The sequence below is a fragment of the Sphingobacterium sp. 40-24 genome (assembly GCF_001899705.1).
Classification (GTDB): Bacteria; Bacteroidota; Bacteroidia; order Sphingobacteriales; family Sphingobacteriaceae; genus Sphingobacterium; species Sphingobacterium multivorum.
The window spans coordinates 114,866-135,478 of sequence record NZ_MKWH01000023.1; the positions used below are offsets into that span (position 1 = coordinate 114,866).

General features: G+C 43.0%; 12 protein-coding genes. 1 reads left to right on the forward strand and 11 read right to left on the reverse strand.

The window, feature by feature from the left end:
* Positions 1 to 45: 45 nt before the first annotated feature.
* From BGP15_RS09280 to BGP15_RS09310, 7 genes are all read right to left on the reverse strand, one after another.
* Positions 46 to 1,884, reverse strand: a complete 1,839-nt coding sequence (locus BGP15_RS09280; protein ID WP_286769315.1) for an alpha-L-fucosidase — start codon at positions 1,882 to 1,884, stop codon at positions 46 to 48.
* Positions 1,885 to 1,939: 55 nt separating this feature from the next.
* Complete coding sequence (locus BGP15_RS09285) at positions 1,940 to 2,905, reverse strand: SGNH/GDSL hydrolase family protein (RefSeq protein WP_286769316.1); 966 nt, start codon at positions 2,903 to 2,905, stop codon at positions 1,940 to 1,942.
* A gap of 29 nt (positions 2,906 to 2,934) precedes the next feature.
* On the reverse strand, positions 2,935 to 5,577 hold the full coding sequence (locus BGP15_RS09290) for an alpha-L-fucosidase (protein WP_286769317.1): 2,643 nt from the start codon (positions 5,575 to 5,577) through the stop codon (positions 2,935 to 2,937).
* A gap of 75 nt (positions 5,578 to 5,652) precedes the next feature.
* Positions 5,653 to 7,410, reverse strand: a complete 1,758-nt coding sequence (locus BGP15_RS09295) for a RagB/SusD family nutrient uptake outer membrane protein (protein WP_286769318.1) — start codon at positions 7,408 to 7,410, stop codon at positions 5,653 to 5,655.
* Between the two features lie 23 nt (positions 7,411 to 7,433).
* Positions 7,434 to 10,970 carry a SusC/RagA family TonB-linked outer membrane protein gene (locus BGP15_RS09300; RefSeq protein ID WP_286769319.1) on the reverse strand — a complete coding sequence of 1,179 codons (3,537 nt, stop codon included), beginning with the start codon at positions 10,968 to 10,970 and terminating at the stop codon, positions 7,434 to 7,436.
* 249 nt (positions 10,971 to 11,219) lie between these two features.
* On the reverse strand, positions 11,220 to 12,491 hold the full coding sequence (locus BGP15_RS09305) for a FecR family protein (RefSeq protein WP_286769320.1): 1,272 nt from the start codon (positions 12,489 to 12,491) through the stop codon (positions 11,220 to 11,222).
* Between the two features lie 64 nt (positions 12,492 to 12,555).
* On the reverse strand, positions 12,556 to 13,155 hold the full coding sequence (locus BGP15_RS09310; RefSeq protein ID WP_053003692.1) for an RNA polymerase sigma-70 factor: 600 nt from the start codon (positions 13,153 to 13,155) through the stop codon (positions 12,556 to 12,558).
* Between the two features lie 155 nt (positions 13,156 to 13,310).
* On the opposite strand from BGP15_RS09310, the gene BGP15_RS09315 reads away from it, so the two are divergent.
* The gene (locus BGP15_RS09315) at positions 13,311 to 14,459 is read left to right on the forward strand and encodes an alginate lyase family protein (RefSeq protein ID WP_286752936.1); all 1,149 of its coding nucleotides are present in this window, start codon (positions 13,311 to 13,313) and stop codon (positions 14,457 to 14,459) included.
* Between the two features lie 62 nt (positions 14,460 to 14,521).
* On the opposite strand, the gene BGP15_RS09320 is transcribed toward BGP15_RS09315, so the two are convergent.
* From BGP15_RS09320 to BGP15_RS09335, 4 genes are all read right to left on the reverse strand, one after another.
* Positions 14,522 to 16,027 (reverse strand): glycoside hydrolase family 32 protein, encoded by a 1,506-nt coding sequence (locus tag BGP15_RS09320; RefSeq protein ID WP_286769321.1) that lies wholly within the window; start codon positions 16,025 to 16,027, stop codon positions 14,522 to 14,524.
* A 66-nt stretch (positions 16,028 to 16,093) separates the two neighbouring features.
* The gene (locus tag BGP15_RS09325) at positions 16,094 to 17,698 is read right to left on the reverse strand and encodes a glycoside hydrolase family 32 protein (protein ID WP_286769322.1); all 1,605 of its coding nucleotides are present in this window, start codon (positions 17,696 to 17,698) and stop codon (positions 16,094 to 16,096) included.
* Positions 17,699 to 17,758: 60 nt separating this feature from the next.
* On the reverse strand, positions 17,759 to 18,871 hold the full coding sequence (locus tag BGP15_RS09330; protein ID WP_286769323.1) for an SGBP N-terminal domain-containing protein: 1,113 nt from the start codon (positions 18,869 to 18,871) through the stop codon (positions 17,759 to 17,761).
* A 43-nt stretch (positions 18,872 to 18,914) separates the two neighbouring features.
* Positions 18,915 to 20,597: a RagB/SusD family nutrient uptake outer membrane protein gene (locus tag BGP15_RS09335; protein WP_286752939.1), complete on the reverse strand. Its 1,683-nt coding sequence runs from the start codon at positions 20,595 to 20,597 to the stop codon at positions 18,915 to 18,917.
* Positions 20,598 to 20,613: the final 16 nt, after the last annotated feature.

Genomic DNA, 20,613 nt, shown 5'->3' on the forward strand with positions numbered 1-20,613 from the left:
ATGGTTTATGTATGGATGATTTGTCTAGGTTTTCTCAAAAATAGTTTATTCTTGAACCGGAACCAGTGTAATTGACGCAATCTCAGGTAATGCATCGCCATCAATTGCCGTAGCCTGCAGCAGCACTTTTGTACTTGGCTCTCCGATCACTTGCTGTGATACTTCTATTGTTCCCATGACCGCTTCCTTAAATGCAGTTCCATTTTCATTTATAAAGGCGAAAGGAATCTTTTGTCCAAGAGCGGTTAGCAAAATTTTGCCCTGATGTTTAGGATTAGGTAGATAATTGATGAGTACTCGGTATTTACCCGGTTTCTGAATTTTAATATCCCAAATTACTTGATCGGCAAGATCCTTCCATTGACCTATGGCATTCGGGCGATTTGGATCATGGGTATGTGCGCCAATAATTTTCAGTCCCTTTCCTTCCTGCAGTTTTGCATTATTTGCGTTCATCACGATGCGACCATCCGCCTGTGTTTGTGTTAGGCTTTCCTCAACAATTGGTTTTCCCTGGATCTCCACCACGATAACCTTAGGCCCTTTATTGCTGTCGAAGACATCAACAGGAATTGCTGGTCTACCATTTTCCAGCGTAGATTTTAACTTCATTTTCGGTGAAGCCAGGGCATAGACAGCCGTCACTTTATTTTTGATTGGCAGATTTATTTTCCCATCGGCTGGACGGTCAAAAACATGCAGATAGAGTTTCCCATTTTTTTGCGTACAATAACCCCAATCCAACGCTTGGAAAGGGCTCGCCGTAGTCCCGTAAATAGCTTCGCTATTGATCTTCATCCAGTCCCCGATCTGCTCCATAATACGCACCGCAGGTTCGGGAATGCCGCCATCACCATCGGGTCCGACATTTAACAGGAAATTGCCGCCCTTACTTACTGTTTCCACAAATAATTGCATGATCTTGGAGAAGCTTTTCCAATTTTGATCATGGGCGCTATAACCATAACTTTCATTCATGGTATGGCTTACCTCCCAATACATACCAGGCAAGCCTGTTGGTGGAATATATTTTTCAGGCGTTCCAATATCACCGTTTTTATTTTCGAGTCCATTCCAAAATCGATTATTGATAATAATGTTGGGTTGCCATTTGATCAGGTCTGTTAAAATATGTTTGGTTCCCCAGGCTTCACCTTCGTGCTGTTTGCTACTGAAATCGGGCCACAGCATATCCAATCGCCCGTAATTTTGGGCAAGTTCCTTAATTTGGCCGTAGAGATAGGCCTTATACCGTTCATGATCAGGTTGATGATTATCAATATTCGGGTTTAACTGAAAAGCCTCATAGGAATCGGGATGCTGCCAATCCAGCAGCGAATAATAGGCGCCTACTTTCATTCCCTCCTGGCGGAAAGCTTCCATAATTTCGCGGTAAAGATCTCTCCCTTTTGGCGATAAATTTGCCGTACCTGTTAAATCGTTTTTAACCGCGTAAGGCTGTTGGCTATTGAATAAGCTAAAGCCTTCGTGGTGTCGGGAGGTCAGCACCATATACTTCATTCCCGTTTTTTTTGCAAGGTGAGCCCAGGATTTTGGATCGAAAGAACGCAATGTAAATTTTGGTTTCAGCACTTCAGCATACTGCTTACTGGGAATTTTCCCCCAAGTTTGTATCCATTCTGCATAATGCTGTGGGTATTTTTTTCCTTCAAAAGAACCTCCCGCTGCACTATACAATCCCCAATGGATAAATAACCCAAAACGAGCTTCTTTAAACCATTCCATGCGTTTATCTTGTGTCTCCTGCCAGCCAGCTACGCCTTCATAGGGTAATGATTTGGTCTGTGAATTAGCAACATCGGTCATGCATAGCAACATTCCCACTGCTGCTGCACACTTCCACTTTAAAAAATTGATTTTCATCGTAATATAGTTTTATACATAAAGTTCATGGATTATAATCATTAAACAGTGGGCATCAGAAACCCAAGTTGTTTATTTCCTCCTGCATGGTATCATAAGTCTTTCGCGCATCCTCCAATGGAATTCCTTTTGATAGTCCGGGTCGTTTATGGCCTGTAAAAGTCAACCATGTGTCTTTCATGATCGTCTGTCTTTTCAAAACAAGGGTATATAACTGGCGAAGTTTTGGTTTATCGCGCAAATTATCATCCCATGTGCTTTCGATCGGGAAATTAGGCATCAGGTGTTTAACAATTTCCCTTGCTATGAGCCAGTGGCCCAACTCGCCAGGATGAACACCATCTGCCGCTAGCCTAAACTGATGATCTTTCTTGATGCCGGTCTCCAAATATCGACGCATGGGGAAATGGAGGTCAATGATTTCCCAGGATTGCTTTTTGGCATAGCTGAAAAGCCATTGGGCATAGCGATCCAATACGGTATTATACCCATTGAGCCGAAGCTGTGGATCATCATGCACCGGTGGAGTCATCCATATGATACGTTTGACGCCTTGATCTGCAAGTCGTTTTTGCAGGTGTATAATTCCGTTTTTATAGGCTTCAAAACGAGCCGAATCAAATGGTAGGTAAATACCGTCATTCATGCCATAACAGACGAAGACAACCTCAGGATTGATTTTATCGAGTACATTATCCAAACGGTCAAATAAACAAGGTCGCGGAAACTTTCCATCGGCGTGATTCGGCTCACTAAGTCCAGATACGGTCTCACTTGGTAGCCCCGAGTTAATAAACTGGGGTTTCTTTTTCGGATGACTGCTCAGGAACAAACTTTCGGTCATGGCGACATATTGCCCGGCATAGGTAATGCTATTTCCCAGAAAAAGAATTTTCTGTCCTTCGTTCCAGGCAAACTGATTTACCTGTTTTTGCCCAACAGCTTGTATATACCATAAACTTAAGCAGAAGAGCAGCGACAAAGCACGCATTTTTTTTGTAGTTAATAATTGATTCAACATCGTTATAATTGATACAGTCAATATTCGAATTAGCCTAGTTTTATTTTTAGCGCATAGCCCAAGCTGTTGTTTTCTATCTTCTTGGGTAATTTCAATTGCAATCCATGGTCATCCTGCTGGAAATCGACCTGACCAAACCCTAAGATTTCCACTGATTTCACTTTAGCCTTACTTTGGTTCAGGGACTTTACATTGACGATTCCACCCTTAGGTACTACAAGAGCCATCGCATATACAAAATCATTCTTTTGGGTAAACCAAAAATCCGAAGCGGTAAAAGATGCCTTAAATCCTTCTCTCTCCCGTTGTTCGGTATCCGTTATTCGAATTGCTGTAGGCCCCTCATGTGCAGTGGTCCATGGGGATGTCCCATAAATCGCTTCACCATTGAGTCGCAACCATTTCCCTAATATAGCAAGATTTTTCTTTACCGGCACAGGGACATTCCCCTGCGCATCGGGTCCAATATTGAGCATATAGTTACCACCTTTACTGACAATTTCCAAAAGCCAATAGCGCAATTCGTCTACATTTTTCCAATCATGATCGTAGGATTTATAGCCCCAGGAATGATTGAATGTCCCGATGGCTTCCCAAGGTTGGTTAAAATGTTCCGAAGGATCTGGAATCCGATTATCTCCTGGAATGGCATAATCGCCCATGCCATTGCCAATCCGTTCTGAGACAATAACATGTGGATTGCAATCATAAACGGTTTTATAGAACCGAAAGCTTTGTTCTGCAGTCATCAGTCCCGGCATATCAAACCAGATATATTTCAGCTGTTTGAACCGCGTCAAAATTTCCTTTACCTGAGGAATTGCTTTTTCGTTGAGATACGAAGCAAAGGAATTTTTACTGGGATCCCAAAGATTGGCACCAAAAGCATCGGTTTTGGTATGGGCAAGATCATGCTGTGCCTTCGTTACCTTATATTGCGCGTCGCTACCATCCCTCCAATCGATATTCTGTGAATAATAGACACCAAAATCGAGTTTATGCCGAAGACAGGCATCATACAGTTCCTGAATGATATCGCGTTTAAAGGGTGTAGCCTGTTTACTATTGAATGAACTGACCTTTGAACCATATAGCGCAAATCCATCGTGATGTTTACTTGTCACAACAAGATATTTCATCCCAGCATCCTTGGCCATTTTAACAATGTTATCGGCATCAAAAGATTGAGGCGAAAATTGGTTTGCTAACCTGGCATAGGTTGACCGTGGAATTTTTGCGACCAATTGAATCCATTCGGCGACACTAGGACTCCCTAAATCTTCTATTCTCTGACCGTTCCATATACCTGCTGGGATCGCATACAGTCCCCAATGGATAAATAGACCAAACTTTTGTTGCTGAAAATCTTGGAGTGCCCGTGCTTTCTGTTTATTCATCTCCTGCCATTCCTTCATTAGCTGTGCAAGTCGATGTCTTCGCTTGTTCCATCGCGTCAAGGCTTCTAAATAATAATAGTCTGCATACACCAAAGGCACATCAATCTCTCCTTTATGTGGAATACTGCCTACACTATGTTTTAAGATAAACAGACCATTTCCTCCAACTTCACTAGCGTACTTTGGCGAGCCCAATGATCGCAAAATCTTTTCAGCCAGATCCAAATAATCCTGCTGTTGTCCCGGCTCCATATATTCAACCAATTCCAGAAGTGCCGATGCAGTGACAGCAGCAGCGGATGCATCCCGCGGGGTAGTGCCAAAATCTTCTTTTCGATAGTCCCAGTTTGGAATAAACCCCGCTTGATCGACATCAAAGTCCCACAAGGGAACTCCATCATCAGGCAAGCGCGGGTGCTGTGCATAAAAGTCTGCCATTTTTAGAGCAGCCTGTAAAAACTTAGGATCCTTCGTTTCACGATACATCACAACAAATCCATACAATCCCCAAGCTTGCCCTCTAGCCCAGGCGGAATTGTCCGAAAAGCCCTGAGCAGTCTCCCTGCTCAATACAGCACCCGTATTGGGATCATAGGTAACCACATGGTAAGAACTGTAATCCGGTCGGTATTGATTTTTCAACGTCGTTTCTGCATGTCGAATAGCGGCATTCCGATAAACAGAATCGCCAGATAATTTGGAAGCCAAAAAAAGAAGTTCCAAATTCATCATATTGTCGATAATGACTGGGAATTCATATTTATGCTTACTGTCCCAAGAAGAAAATGTATTCCAAGACTTGATCGCTCCAACCTTTGGATTGAAACGTGTCAATAAAGATTTGGCACTCTGGATCAAGATCGATTTGAAGGTGGTGTCACCCGTCAACCGATAGGCATTGCCATAACTGCAGTTCATTACGAAACCAATATCGTGGTGATGCGTATTAAATTGATTTTGACGTAATGAATTCGTCCATTTTAATGCGGCGTCCCGCCATTGATCATCGCCTGTATACTCAAAAACATACCAAAGACAGCCCGGCCAAAAGCCACCAGTCCAATCTCGGATATCCGTAAACGTTGTTTTTCCACTGGGATCTCCAGATCTCGGATACTTCGTTAGATCCTTATGCGCTTTATACAGTAAAGCATACTGTTGCTCTGCTAAATCAAATCCGTTTGTTACAAAATCAGTTGTATCAGCACGGAGATAAAAGGGATAAAAAAAAATCAAAAAATAAATGATATATAAGCGATATCTGAAAACTATCATCTTTAAGTTTATGTTACAGGCGGCCGAGGGGAATGCGGTCTATATCCCCCTCGGCTTTAATTAAAAAATGAAAAACTAATCGATCCAACCCGGGTTTTGCACCAGGTTCACGTTCATCTGTATTTCTGAGGTCGGAATAGGCCATACGGTCAAGAAATCGCCTTTGTAGCTATAATTCCCAACATTTGTCCCCCAGACCTGCTTACGTCCATTGCCTGCTTGAAACACCGTCTCTTTCCAGGTCCCCCAACGCAATTCGTCAAAGTAATTGATCCCTTCATTCGGGAACTCCACACGGCGTTCGTTGCGAATACGTGTACGTAAATCATCTTTTCCGCCAACAGCCGTTACAGCATTGGAATTTAAAAGTGCCAGCCCCGCACGCTGGCGAACTTCGTTAACTTTTGCTATAGCTTCATTCAGTTTACCATCTTCATTCAAGGCCTCGGCCCACATCAATAAAACATCAGCATAGCGAAAAATCGGAAAATCGATAGGTCCATAATTACGATCCACAAGCTCATTGACTCCTTCAGCAACAAATTTTCGATAGAAATAGAAGAAATTGATCTGCGTATCACTCTGAATATCGCCGTCTACCTGTGCCTGCCCACGAAATGGCCAGCGCATAAATTGAAGACTTTCAACATTCGTAAAATTATAGGCACCCCTAAAAGTCGAATAAGGCGTCACGACATTGGCCTGCAAACGGGGATCACGATTTTCATAGGCCTTTTTGATGCGCTCCTCATTGCCTTGGGGCAGATAAAGGTTCATTTTTGCACCTCTTAATACCGCAGCTGCCTTCTCCGCATCTGTCAAGTTGTTACGTAGAAAAAAGACCTCCCTTTCATTTTCGGTTAAACTGCTGTATCCTGGAATAATTTTATCCCATTCAAACTTAGAGCCATCGTTATTTTCGTATAGATCAACCAAGTGTGGTGAAGGCATATAGTAATTCCAGCCTCGCGAATAGACCGAGGGCCAACCGCAAAATAGCTGCATATTATTCCCATATCCCTGTTCACTGCGATGCTGAATGGAAAAAATCATCTCAGGACACTGCTCATTGGCCTCCTTAAACAAAGCTTTATAATCGCCGAACAGGGTGTGGCCAGCATCTTTTACTTTTTGAAAATCAGCCGCTGCTTTTGCCCAATCCTTTCGATAAAGATAAACTTTACCCCGTAAGGCATAGGCTGCCGCTTTAGTTGCATGTCCATAATTTGCATTACCCGCGGGATAACGATCGGGGAAATTGCTTTCAGCAATACAATCGTTCAGGTCAGCCAATATTTGATTCCAAACCTCCTCTTCCGAACTACGTCCTTTAATGGCCTCCGCCGCTGTAAAGGGCTCGAGATAAATGGGTACTCCTTTGTAGAGTTGGTTAAGTCGAAAGTAAAAATAAGCGCGCAGAAATTTAGCTTCCGCAATATATTTTGCTTTCTTTTCTGCTGTAGAAGGCGATTTTATGGGAATATTCTTTAAGGCGTCGTTTGCACGCTGAATACCTTCATATTGAATTTTCCAAACGTTCAAAAATAAGGGGTCTCCCGCGGTAATGGTTCCCGTCAATAAGGGTTCATCAAAACGTGCCTGCCCCGTATAGGAAAAACGATCAAACTGATACAGTTCATAGGGTGAGATCAGTCCACTATGCCCCATCAGGAGCCTAAACGAACTATAGATTCCCGCAACGCCCAAATCTGTTAAATTGTCGGTTGTCCACATCGTTGCCGTGGAAACCGATGAATATGGAGAGGTATCCAAAAGATCTTTTTTGCACCCTACTATACCTGTTAGCAATACAATCGCTAGAAATTTTTTCATCTTTTTCATGGTGTTCATTTAGATTAAAAGGTTAGATTCAAACCCAATGAATATTGACGCATCGTTGGGTAGTTGACGACAGACGAGTTGATCAGCGAAGGATCATTGCTCGCAGGTCCAATTTCCGGATCCAGTCCAGGGAACTTGGTCCATGTCAACAGGTTTTCACCAGCTAAATAAATCCGAAGTTTAGCGATTGAGAAACGTTTTGCTATGCTTTCAGGAAGGGTGTAGCCTAACTGAAGATTTCTCAGCTTCACAAAAGACGCATTATATAAATAATAATTGCTGGTACGTCCATTCTGTGCATCGGTCACCCCTTTTAAGCGTGGATAATAGCCATCTATCCGATTGTTGGGATCCGAAGGATTCGCGGCATTATAATAATAATGGTTGTTAGCGACCAATGCCGGGACTGATTTCCCCTGTGCGACGATAGAGGAATTGAGATAAAGTTCATTCCAATAATACGACATACCTGAAGAAGCGGACCAGATCATGGACGCATCAAATCCTTTATAGGCCATGTTGATACTAAGACCATAATTGAATGCTGGTGTTGCCCTTTTGCGCATAAACTTTTGGTCATAGACATTTCCATAAACACCGTCACCGTTCATATCCGAATAAATCAAGTCGCCATACCAGATCTTGGTAGGATCTATCCCGTCGGCGGGCTGAAATGAATAGCCTGCAGCGACCATAGCCTTCAACCATTCCATATCCTGTTCTGTCCGGATCATTCCGTCGCGAGGTCCACCATTTTTATCAACGGAGCCATCCGCTAAGAAGTGGCTTCCTGAGCCACGGTATACGTTGTATAAATAGAATTCATTGATTTCGTGGCCTTCCAGAATCCGTTGGTTTACTCCATTAGAAACCATACCGATATTGGACTGGTAAACCCGATTACCGGCGGCATCAGTGACATACCCCTCCGACAATGCGCCTTTATATTTTTCGACACGATTGGTATTATAGGCGAAGTTGGCTGATACGCCATATTTAAAATCGTTGATTTTATCTTGGTATCCCAGCGTCAATTCAATCCCTCGTTTGCTCACTTCGGCAATGTTCATCGTCGCTGCTGTAGCGGTACCTGTGGTCGCCGGAATAGTCGGGACGTATAGAATTCCATCCGTGTAAGCGCGATAGGCATCAAATTCGACGGTCAATTTATTTCTCCATGCTGTCGCAGTAAAGCCTACATTTGTCGTAGTGGTGGTTTCCCAATGCAACAGGTCATTTCCTAGTTTAGTCTGCGCCAAACCACGAACAGCCTGGTTATTGAATGAATAGTTTACAGTACCGTACGAGGGCAGATGATCATAATTACCCGGGGATGCATTATTTCCGGTTTTCCCCCAGGAGGCCCTTATCCGCAAATCATTCAGAAAAGACTTAAGTGGACGCATAAACGATTCCTCCGAAATACGCCATCCTGCGGAGAAGGCCGGAAAGAAGCCCCAGCGCTTGGCGGTTCCAAAGCGTGATGATCCATCGTACCGTAACACCGCTTCGGCCAGGTATTTATTATCGTAAGCATAATTGGCGCGACCAAAAAAGGAACGTAAACCGTAGTCGAGCTCATCACCTGTGATAGAACTCATTGTTGTTGCCGAATTAAATGTCGTCAAGTCGGGGTGTACAAGTCCCAGTTTAGCCGCCCCTATATTATATTGGTTAAAATACTGTTCGTTATAGCCCAAGATACCGCCAACGTCGTGTTTACCAAAAGATCCTGAATAACGTAATACATTATCAATAATCACATTGTAGCTCTTGATAAGGCCATATTGGGTTGTAATTTGTCCCGACGAAAGCGCAGCTGTACTCAATTTGTTGGTTGCAAAATTCCATTTTTCATAAGGCACCTGATGGGAGTTGGTTTCGGTATACGCATAATTGTAATTTACCTTAGATTCAAACTCCAACCCCTTCATTAAATTTAACTTTGCAAATATTGTGGTGTTGAATCGGTTGACCTGGTTCTTCCCTCCCATTCCATTTAGAAAAGCTAGGGCATTGTTTGCGGTTGCCGATTCTTCGGCGGCAGCCGGAAAACCATAAGCGCCATTGTAATAAGGATAAACTCCGGGCACAGTCTGTGTCAGGTAAGAATATGCAGTTACTACATCGGCCACACTCAAATTCTGCATATCGCCAAAGGTCTGGGTACCCACCGTTAAAAACTTGGCAACTTTCGATTGTAGATTAATACGCATGCGTATCTTGTCGGCTCCAGTTTCGGGCATGGTCCCCGGGTTGTTGAAATAACCTACTGAAAAGAGGTATTGCGTGTTCTCACTCCCACCATTTAAGGATAGATTGTGATTTTGTAAGAGTTTGCGTTGTCCAAAAAGCACATCTCCCCAATTGGTATTGGGATACGCAACTTCATTGGGAATCCCAAATTCGGTCAATCCATTCGGATTTTTCTTCGCTTCTTCCCAGAGATTGATTGTTGCATCCGTATATACGGCCGCCTGCCCCAGATTCTTGAACCCTTCATTCACAAGGCGCATATGCTGCGCGTAGTCGGTAATAAATTCGGGTACATTATTGGGCCGTAGCATCGAAACCATTCCCGAATAGGATACATTATTTTTTCCCTTTGATCCTTTTTTTGTCGTAATTAAAATAACTCCATTTGAACCCAATGATCCATAAATTGCCGCTGTTGCCGCATCTTTCAAAATGGAAATCGATTCTACATCATTGGGATTGACAGCATCCATGGATCCGACAATACCATCGATCACCACCAAGGGTGAGGTATTGTTTAAAGTTCCCTTTCCCCGGATCAGGATATTAGCGCCATCTGCCCCCGGTTTTCCGGTTGTGGTCTGTACGTTAACCCCCGCCGCGAGTCCGGCCAGAGAAGAGCTAAGTGTAGCCGTTGATCTGTTTTCCACCGAACTTCCGTTCACGGTCGATACAGCACCAATCACATTTGCGCGTTTCTGACTTCCGTACCCGACAACAACCACCTCGTCTAGACCACTGACAAGCTCTTGAAGCACAATACTCAATTCTTCATTGCCGGTGACACTCTTTTCTAGACCTTGGTAACCGACGTTTGAAACTACCAAGGTTGCATTGGTAGTTGGTAACTGGATGGTAAATTTCCCATCTTGATCTGTCACCGTGGAGATATTGGTTCCTTTCACGGTAACGGTCGTTCCTACCAGGGCCTGTCCTTTGCCATTAACGACTTTACCGGCAATGCCCCGCTGCAGGACTTCTTTGTGTTCGGGAATTAATGGATTTCTTTTGGGTTTTATCACGATCACCTCATCTTTTTTGATCCATTCCAGATCCAGAGGTGCTACGATAGCATTTAATGCATCTTCCAATTTGGCATGCTGTATATTGACTGACAAGCGAGTCTGTGCCAGCGACTTGCCATTTAAGAAAAAATTGACGCCACTCTGCTTTTGGAGATCGCGCATCACCTGATTTAAGGTGACGTGCTTAGCGGTTAAGTTTATGGTTTGCGCATTTCCTTCTGCAAACAGCTGCATTGCAGTCAGTAAAGAAATGAGTACGATTAATTTCATAATCAGTATACTTCGTAAAGTTAAACTCCACGGGTGTAGCCTAACAAATGGATAAAAAATCATATGTTTGTACGGTTTGTATGTTATTTATAAATGGTTATCAAAAATTTGCCTTTGGGCAACACTTGTAAGTATATGCATCCAATTTAAGGCAGTGCCCCCCAGCACTGCCCTTTTTGTGTTGCTTATACCTTTCTCCAGCTCAAGAAGAGTCTATAGTCATTTCTTTTTTCATCAATATTTAAGGTTTTATTGCAATGGTGTCACCAATAAGATATTTTTTTCCTGACCTTTACTCAACTCAAAATGCAACCCACCTTCTTCCAATACATCGAGTACGTCGCGGAGTGACTTGTTTCGTTTGATACGACCATAGAAATGCGTTTGTGGCGCTTCGCCCTTGTACCTCACTTCTACATTATACCAGCGACCAATCTGCTGCAATGCATCCGACACCGGTGTTTCGTCAAAATAAAACAAGCCATCTTTCCAGGCAGTGAACGGCGCTGTATCTACATTTGCAACTTGTATATTTCCATTATTAGTATTAGTCGATTGCTGACCGGGTTGAAGGTATATTGCCTGTGAAGCGCGATTATCGTTTGATAATTTGACCTTCCCTGTGATTAAAGTTGTCTTAATAGCCGTATTTTCCGGATAAGCATTCACATTGAATGTTGTCCCAAGCACCTCAATTTCCTGCCCTTTACTGTGTATTTTGAAAGGTCTCGAGCTATCTTTGGTCACCTCGAAAAAGGCCTCTCCCAACAGGATAACTTTTCGTTCATTTTTGGCAAAGGCCATCGGATATTTTAGCGAAGAGGCCGCATTAAGCCATACTTTTGTTCCATCAGGTAAAGTAATTTGATACATCCCCCCCATCGGTGTGGTCAACTCCAACATCGCCTTGCTTGGATCCATTTGCTGGCCTTGTTTACTTAAGGCATCGGCGATAGATTGCCCATTTTCGTAGGTGATATTTTCCCCCATGACAATCCCCGAAGCCTGCTTATCGAGTTCCAAAACTGTACCATCTGCCAAGCGAAGAGTGGCACTGTTTCCGCCAGGCTGTACAGCATCATCCTTTGTATCTTCCAGTCCAGCGAGATTCCTGTCCGCCAGGGTATGACTCGTCTGCTGTTGCCAAAATATTACTGAAAAAACAAAGAGCAATAGACAGGCCGCTGCAGCCCAATAGGGCCATCGTATGGAGATAATAGTTTTCTTCTGGATCGGCATACGATCTTCCCCTCCTTTTTCCAATAAGTTATCGTTATCTTCTTTTCCTTGCTGGATTTGTTTTTTGATGGTTTCGAGTATTATTTTCAATCTCGATTCCTCCATTTTACCAACAGACGAAGGCCGTAGTAAACTAGCGACTAGCGCCTGATCGATCGCATCCTGCTCACTGGTGTCAGTAGTAGAAAGCGCTTGCTGTAGCCATTCGATCTCCTCAAGCGAACAGTTCCCTTCTTGATATTTTTGAAGTAATTGGTCTATTTTAGATTTATTGGTCTCCACTGAGCTGTATTTTAAAGTAAATACACACAGCATGAAATAAAGGTCTGCTCTAGAAAAAATTTTTTTATTTAGCCGAATAGAGAAGCAATGCCAATAACAATGATGAAAATCCACTATCCTGCAATGCGCCACTTCGGATAAACTTATTTGCTTTGACAATATGGTCGCGAACTGTCGCAATGGAAATCCCCATTTCTTCGGCGATCTCTTGATAACTTTTACCCTCCAGCTTAGACAGCCTAAATATTTTTTGGCGTTGTTTGGGCAATTTGCTCAGTAATTCCTCGACCAGGACCAAGGCTTCCTTTGAATCCAGCACTTTATCAATGGTATTCTCGGATTCCACTACCCCATAGGCGAGCTGGATCTCGGATTCCATTTCCAATTTCAACCTTCGTTTGAAATTAAACGTAATATTACGTGAACAGGTAAACAGAAATGCGGCGAAAGATTGTTCAGGATTTATTTTTGTTCTATTTTCCCAAATACGTAGAAAAACATCCTGAAGTAAATCTTCAGCGATAGTTTCATCTTTCAAAAACCTAAGAATATTGGCGTAAATAATCTGGCTATAGCGATGGTACAAAATATCAAAGGCCTGGATATCTCCATAGTGAAGTTGGCACAAGAGTTCCTTCTCAGGCAGATTTTGATCGATGTCCATAATTGATTATTCTAGGCATGAAGTTAATTACTTCGCTGCAATAATTCAAATCAAATTTCTGAAGCCCAGTAAACTTATTGTATTTTTTTCTTAATTTGCAGGAGCTAATCCCCCCATAGCTGCGCAATCAATTGATAAACGTATCCATTTAAAACATGCAAAATTTTAGATATTATTTTCGGAAGCTCAGCCGTTCGACAGCTCAATGTATTAAAATAGGGTCAACCTTGATTCTGATCTATTTTTTTACGGCTTCTTCTCCCTGCCATGCCCAATCTCTTATGCACCCGAATGCACAGATTAAGTTTGTAAAATCGCAGATCAGCAAAAAATCCGAACCGGTATATACGGCGTACAAGCAATTGATTACGCTGGCCGATTCTCTTTTATTGACCAATCATCATGCTGTCGAAGATTTTAGCGTCCCTGGCTTTTATAGCGATAAAGAAGGCCAACGTGCCATGGCAAAAAAACTCCACACAGACGCTTTTGCCGCTTATTGTACGGCCCTCGCCTATACGTTGAACGGGGAGCAGAAATATGCCCAAAAAGCCCTTTACTTCATGAATGCTTGGGCCACCATCAATAAAAAATATTCCCAGTTTGACGGACCAGTTGTACTTTCTTATGCTGGTGCCGGATTAATGATTGCTGCAGAGCTGCTCAAAAACGATCCGCTCTGGGCAGAAAACGATCTTAATCACTTTAAAAGCTGGACGATCAGCGTCTATCAAAAAGCGACACATTTCTTACGTGAAAGGCCAAATAATATTGCTGATTGGGCAAGGTTTGCAAATTTGCTTTCGGCCAATTTTCTTGATGACCCAAAAGAGCTCGCCTTCACCATATCATTGATTAAAGGCGATCTTTTTGAAAAAATCGCAGCGGATGGTCACCTCATTGAGGAAGTAAAACGAGGAGAAAAAGGTTTATGGTACACCTATTTCTCGTTGGCCCCATTAACAGCCTCCATGTGGTGTATACGTCAGGTGACGGGCGAGAACCTGTTTGCAGCCACGAAGGATGGGAAATCGATCAAAAAGGCCCTAGATTACTTATATTATTACAATCAACATCCTACAGCATGGCCCTGGTTTAAAAATCCTGACGTAGACATTCACAACATGACGGTAGGCGTCTGGCCTTCCAACCTACTTGAAGCCATGAAGGATATTTATCAGACGGCTGAATATGATTCGTATCTCTCGATTTACCGTCCAATTATCTACAAAAAGAATCATTTTGCCTGGACTTTCCCGACATTAATGCCGGTATACTTGAATCAGGCCAATAATATAGAATAGTATAAACCATAAAGCGATCCTTCGTGAAAACGAGGATCGCTTTAATCATGTAAATTGGGGTTCTATCTCTTAAATCCAGCAATACCGAGCTCTTGAAACTCCAGCTTTTTATTCCCCACGATACGCACCTTGGTTATCGGTCTGTTCGGAAAAAATAAACTGGTCATTACCGTTAGTCCCCCATCTGCAAAAAGCTCCACAGAGCTCACATCAACATACAAGCTGAAAGAGAGTGTTCCGTTATTCAGCAGGCGTTGTGCTGAAGCTATCTTTGGGAATTCCTCGTTAAACGACACTTCCCCGGACTTAGAACGATCAATATAATAGGCATTTTGATCTTCACGATAACCAATAATCAATTCGTCACCAGATTCATTTGATAAGATCACTTTGAAAGACTGTTGCTTCAAATCTTTGAGGTCCAAACGGTACGCTTGCGGGAGATGTTGCTCGAACGAAACTTCCTTCGTTCCGCCGCCATGGTACTTTTTAAGCGGTCGAAATGCAGTTTCAATTTCTTTGGGCGCAGTACTTGCAACGTAGAACGACTGTCCAATTTTATCCAACGATAAAACACGTGGTATGGTTGAGGAGGAGCGCCATTTTGTGGTAGGAACCACATTGGCATATTGCCAGTTGCTCATCCAGCCAATCATCAGGTGCCTATCCCCCAGGTTACTCCAAGTTACACCGGCATAATTATCGGGTCCCCAATCCAGCCACTTTATTTTGGTATCTTCTGTGTGGAACTGATGTCCATCAAAGTCACCCACAAAATATTGTGTTACGGAACCACCGTTGGGCCCACCTGGATTGATACTGACCAACAAGACCCACTTTGTAACTCCTTTGTAGTCCATGGGAATAAGATCGGGGCATTCCCAGACGCCTCCATGGGCTCCCACCTCTTTACCAAACTCACTTTCCTTCTGCCATGTTTTCAAATCTTTGGAAGAATAGAAAGTAATACAATCTTTTGTAGCTAAGGTCATAATCCAACGTTGGCTATGCGCATGCCACATCACCTTTGGATCCCTGAAATCCCATATGCCAGGGTTTGGTAATACTGGATTGCCTTTATATTTTGTCCAGGTAAGACCCTTATCTAAACTATAAGCCAAACTTTGATTTTGATGCAATCCCGTTTTCCGATCCTCTTCCTGATGATTGTGATGGGTAAAAATGGCGACTATAGCATCTTTCCCAAACCCTGCGGTGTTGTCTTTATCGATCACAGCGCTACCTGAGAAAATAGTTCCCAAACTGTCGGGGTACAATGCGATCTTCTGCTCGTCCCAATGAATCAAATCTTTACTGATCGCATGGCCCCAATGCATTGGTCCCCAAACGGGCTTTTCGGGATTATGCTGAAAAAAAAGATGATAATTACCGTTCAAATAGACCAGCCCATTGGGGTCGTTCATCCAGCCCTGCTGTGGAGTAAAATGGTAAAGTGGGCGATATTTTTCTTCAGCATCCCGTTGTTTTTGCTGTCCCATCTGGGCCAGACTTGTACCGACAATACTTAGCAAGAACATCGTAAGTCCGTATTTTTTTAATCTTATCATTTTTCTTTTGTTTACGTTTATAATCCGATTATTGTTCGCTTCAATAAGCAAATATCTTATAAATTATCAGGAAGATTTTTCAACTTTCAACCCATTCACTGTAACAGTTCCCTGATCCACAAAAATAGTCCATGGATTTTGATCCATTTTATAGATCCGGTTGGTAAAAGCAACACGATCATTCACATACACGACACAGATAGACTTTTCAATACTAATTTTCAGATTAAAAATCCGATTGGCCGGTACGGTGAGTGGTGTAAAATTGAGTGCTGTTTTACTTCCGCCACCATTTCGAGCCTCCTTATTCATAAGCAGGGCCGGCATATTCCAACGATTGGATGAAGTCAGGTCAAAAGCAATGCTATACACTTCGGTCGGATCATCACATGCTCCAAATGAAAAACCAAATTGATTGGATTGCGAAGCATCAATAGTCATTGTCATTTTTACGGTCGACGTATTTCGGTTAAACAGCGCATAGCTTCTTCCCCCTGATTGAGCTGACAAACGATAGGTTTTATTCGACTCAGAAACTTGACCAACGCTGCTCAGTTTTTCAAAGGCGACTTCTTTATTGAATTTACTGTTTAGGGCCTCCGGAATTTTAGAATACAACTGTCCTGACGTTCCCTGAACCAACTGATGGGAAATTAGATTTCCAGCCCAGGGCAGTTCGTTGTTATTATTGACGGTTTGTCCCGTTGAACACCAACCCGAAAGATAACGTGTTGTACCATCGCTAGCCGTCTTGCCAGCATAGAGATAAAGTCCATCAAAGGTTTCATGATGTCCTTCGGCATCCCGACAGATCATCCAGGGACCATCCGGAGAATCCGCAATACGATAAAATGTCTTGCGATGTTCATCCCGGTTGATCCGCGAAAACAACAGATACCACTTATTGCCCATTTTAAATAGATCCGGGCATTCCAATAGTTCAGCATCTGTTTCGATGCCATATTTTTCCACTGTCCCTGTCGTCGCAACGAGCGGTTCAATCATCGACCAACTGCTTAAATCGGTTGACTGATAACGTGCAAGGATTCCTTTTCCGTCTTTTCGCGTCGTGACTAGCATCACGTAGGCATTACGGCCTTCATCCCAATAAACGTGCGGATCCCGAAAATTATTTCGATCATAGCCCACCGCAGCCTGCAGTGCCATAGCTGGTTGCTTGGTCCAATTCATTAAATCAGTGGAGGTAGCCAATATGATCTTTTCTGCTGGAGTAAAAACACTGTTATGACCTGTATAGAAACAGTAATACACTGTTCCTTTTTTGATAAAACTTCCTGTTCCGATCCATTCATCCTGACTCCCCACAGCGCCCGACGACAATACTTCGGTATAGCCCTCAAATGTTCCAAAGTCACTTGTTCGCGTGCTATAAATCGGGTGCCTGTTGGCGTTCTCATAGAGATAAAACAAGTAGAACTTTTTATCGCTGGCATTGTAATAAGGCATGGGATCGCCCACAAACCCCTGCTGAGGCCTATAGAATCGTTGATATGGGCCAGCCTCCTGCCCCGAAATACAAGCCGTAGAACTGTCCACAGGTTGTATTGTTATGGGCTTATCTACCACTGTCGAACGCTCGTCGCTATTCTTGCAACTTGTCAACAAGCTGAGCAAGAATACTGTCGGAAGCAAATACATTTTTGGTCTCATGATTTAAATCTTTCTATTAATCCCTTATAATCTATCATCGCTTGTTTTATTTGTATTCGATCATTCTTTAGGTAATGCTTTCAATTCGTCCCAGTACATCCGTTGGGTAGGAAATGCCACGGGCTGTCCATTAGGATGCTCATGCGGCATCACAAGTATATTGTTGATGATAGCCTTTCTTCCAGCAGGAATCTGAAAAACCAACTCTTGCCACTCCCCAACATGTTCCTTTGCGTAATTAGCCCGCAACCAATCTTTTTGCTGTTCACCATCCGATTGAATCTCCAATTGTACATCTCCCGCTACATCCTTCAATATCATAATGGAAAAACGGCCATATTCTGCCGGATTGATAGTCACTTTATTTGCATTCCACAGCGCACCACCATGCCAGCCTTCGCCCGTTTTATTATCCCGGACAAAAGACGCACAGAACGGTGTTGCATTAATTCCCGTAGTTTTCGGGTTGGGATAAGGTGAATCTACGGCGCTCACCCCTAACCCGTCGAAATGTGGAACGCTTGTTTCGCCATTATAAATCATCAGGATCTGTTTGGGTTCCGTGCCCAAAATCGCTGTTACCGTATACTGGAACGTCTGCCCCATATACGCAAGGCTGTATTTTATCGGAGAACTTAAATCCACGGGGCCACTCTGATTGGGCGTTATGCTCGCGCCAGCTGTAAATTCTATCGCAGGTGATAAGTTCTTCAGGTCTGTCCCCAGGGGTAGGTAAATTTTAATGCTTCTATTTTTCTGATCGATGATCCCAGCTTTTTCTCCGATATGGAATGCCGTTATTTCCGCTTTGATTTCTTTGACGGTTACTTGATAGGTGTTGAATAGATTTCCATTAAACACGCGGTAAGTAATTGGTGTTGTTCCAGAAAATGAAAAGTTCTGGGCGATACCTGAAGCTGGAGAAACCTTGGCATTATTGGGCAATTCAATCGTCGGAGCCACCGCTGAAAGATCTGTGCCTTCAGGAACCATGACAAGAATGGTACCTTTTGCCGGATCTATTTTTCCAGCGGTATTACCGACCTTGAAGGAAAGTACCTCTACATCTGCGTTCAAATTGAGTGTGCTATCGGCATCACGCTTGCAGGCAGCAATAAGCCAGATAAGCAGGATAGTAATCCCTACTTTTATCGTATTTTTTAATGTGTGCATTGGAATAATTGGTTATGCTAATCGTTCAACAATAAATGCTTATTTAATAGCCTGGATTTTGTTTGTACAGATATTTACTTAATCTGATCTGTGCTTCAGGAATCGGCAAGTATTCGTTCCTATCTGCAGTAAAATGTGCCGAAGAATAATAAGATCGACGTGACTTTTCCGCATCATAATAGGCATTCATGGCCTGGTCTGCAATTCCCCAGCGTACCAAATCAAAGAATCTTCCGTTTTCCATCGCAAGCTCCAATCGTCTTTCCCAACGTAACGCCTTCCGGGCATTTTCTTCGTTCCATACAATATTATCTCCATTTTTGTACGTTTCGATCAGGGTTTTATCATTTGCATAGCCCGTAAGTGCAGTGCTATTTTTTGCCCGCGTACGTACTTGGTTTATCAATGGCAGTGCTTCAGCCGAACGATGCAGCTCGATAAGCGCCTCTGCCCGCATCAACAGCACATCGGCAAAGCGCAATACAATTCGATTTTTTGTATTGGCATAGAACGGTACCATCGGGACAAAACAATCGCAATCGGGATCTACATTCTCTTTCAATGAGGCGTAAACCGAATATTCTGCCGGGTTACGGTTCCAGCTTTCTTCATACGTTCTTTTGCTACTATACTTGTAAGGTAAGCCCGGAATTGCAACTGTATGGAATAACCGTGGATCGTACTTTTCTGAGGTATTAAAGCTATTCAACGCATTGTAGTTATCCAGTGGTAGACCTTTACCCGTTGTGCGAAACGCGTTGACAAGGCTTTGACTCGGTTTATTGAAATCACAACAACCTACGCCCATAGGTACTGATAGCACATCAGAAAAATTAACACGCCCAAATTTTGTCCCGTCATCCTTTGAAAACTGAACTGAAAACAGGGCTTCAGTCCCATTTTCATATTTGCCCGGCAAGAAGTTAAAAGCAAAGTCGGTTTCCAGCGTATGATTGGATGAAAGTACAACATCCGTATTTTGTACAACTTTTTCCAAATCTCCGGCATCGATGCCCGTCACCACATTACGTTCGGCATTGTCCTGACGGTATCCCTTATAGAGATAGGTTTTGGCAAGATATGCCGCAGCAGCAACACGGTTGGCACGCCCGACCTCCGTTTGTACAGCCGGGAGATGATCTACAGCATACTGAAAATCATCCACAATCTTTTGCCATAGCGCATCGTTGCTCAAGGCCCTATTCGATACGGTTTCATAGCTGTCTACTGCGACATTTTCATCAATATAAGGTACATATTTGAAAAGGATCTTTAGCATAAAGTAAAAATGACCGCGTAGAAAGCGTGCTTCACCCAGCTTTTCTTCCTTCCCATCGAAATTATCCATCTCCTGTATGGTCTTGATCGTGGTATTGGCACGCGAAATCGCAACGTACAACTGAAACCACAATTTATCCAACTCTGCAAAATTGGTTGTAATGTTATTGGAGACCTCCAGGAAATGAAAGGTCTGGATATCCTGTGGTCCCGATCCGCCTTTATAAGCATCGTCCGACCGAACCGTACCATAGGGCCATAAGCTAAAAGGAACATCATAATGATCGTTACCCAATGCCGCATAGGTAGCTGTCAATAATCGTTCGGGCTCCTTAACCTGATCGGAGCTCAGTACACCATTGGGTGTTTGATCTAAAAATTTGGTGCATCCTGGAAGTAGTCCAGCAAGAACCATGAATATCGCTATTTTAGTGGTTATTTTTTTCATCCGTATAAATTATTTA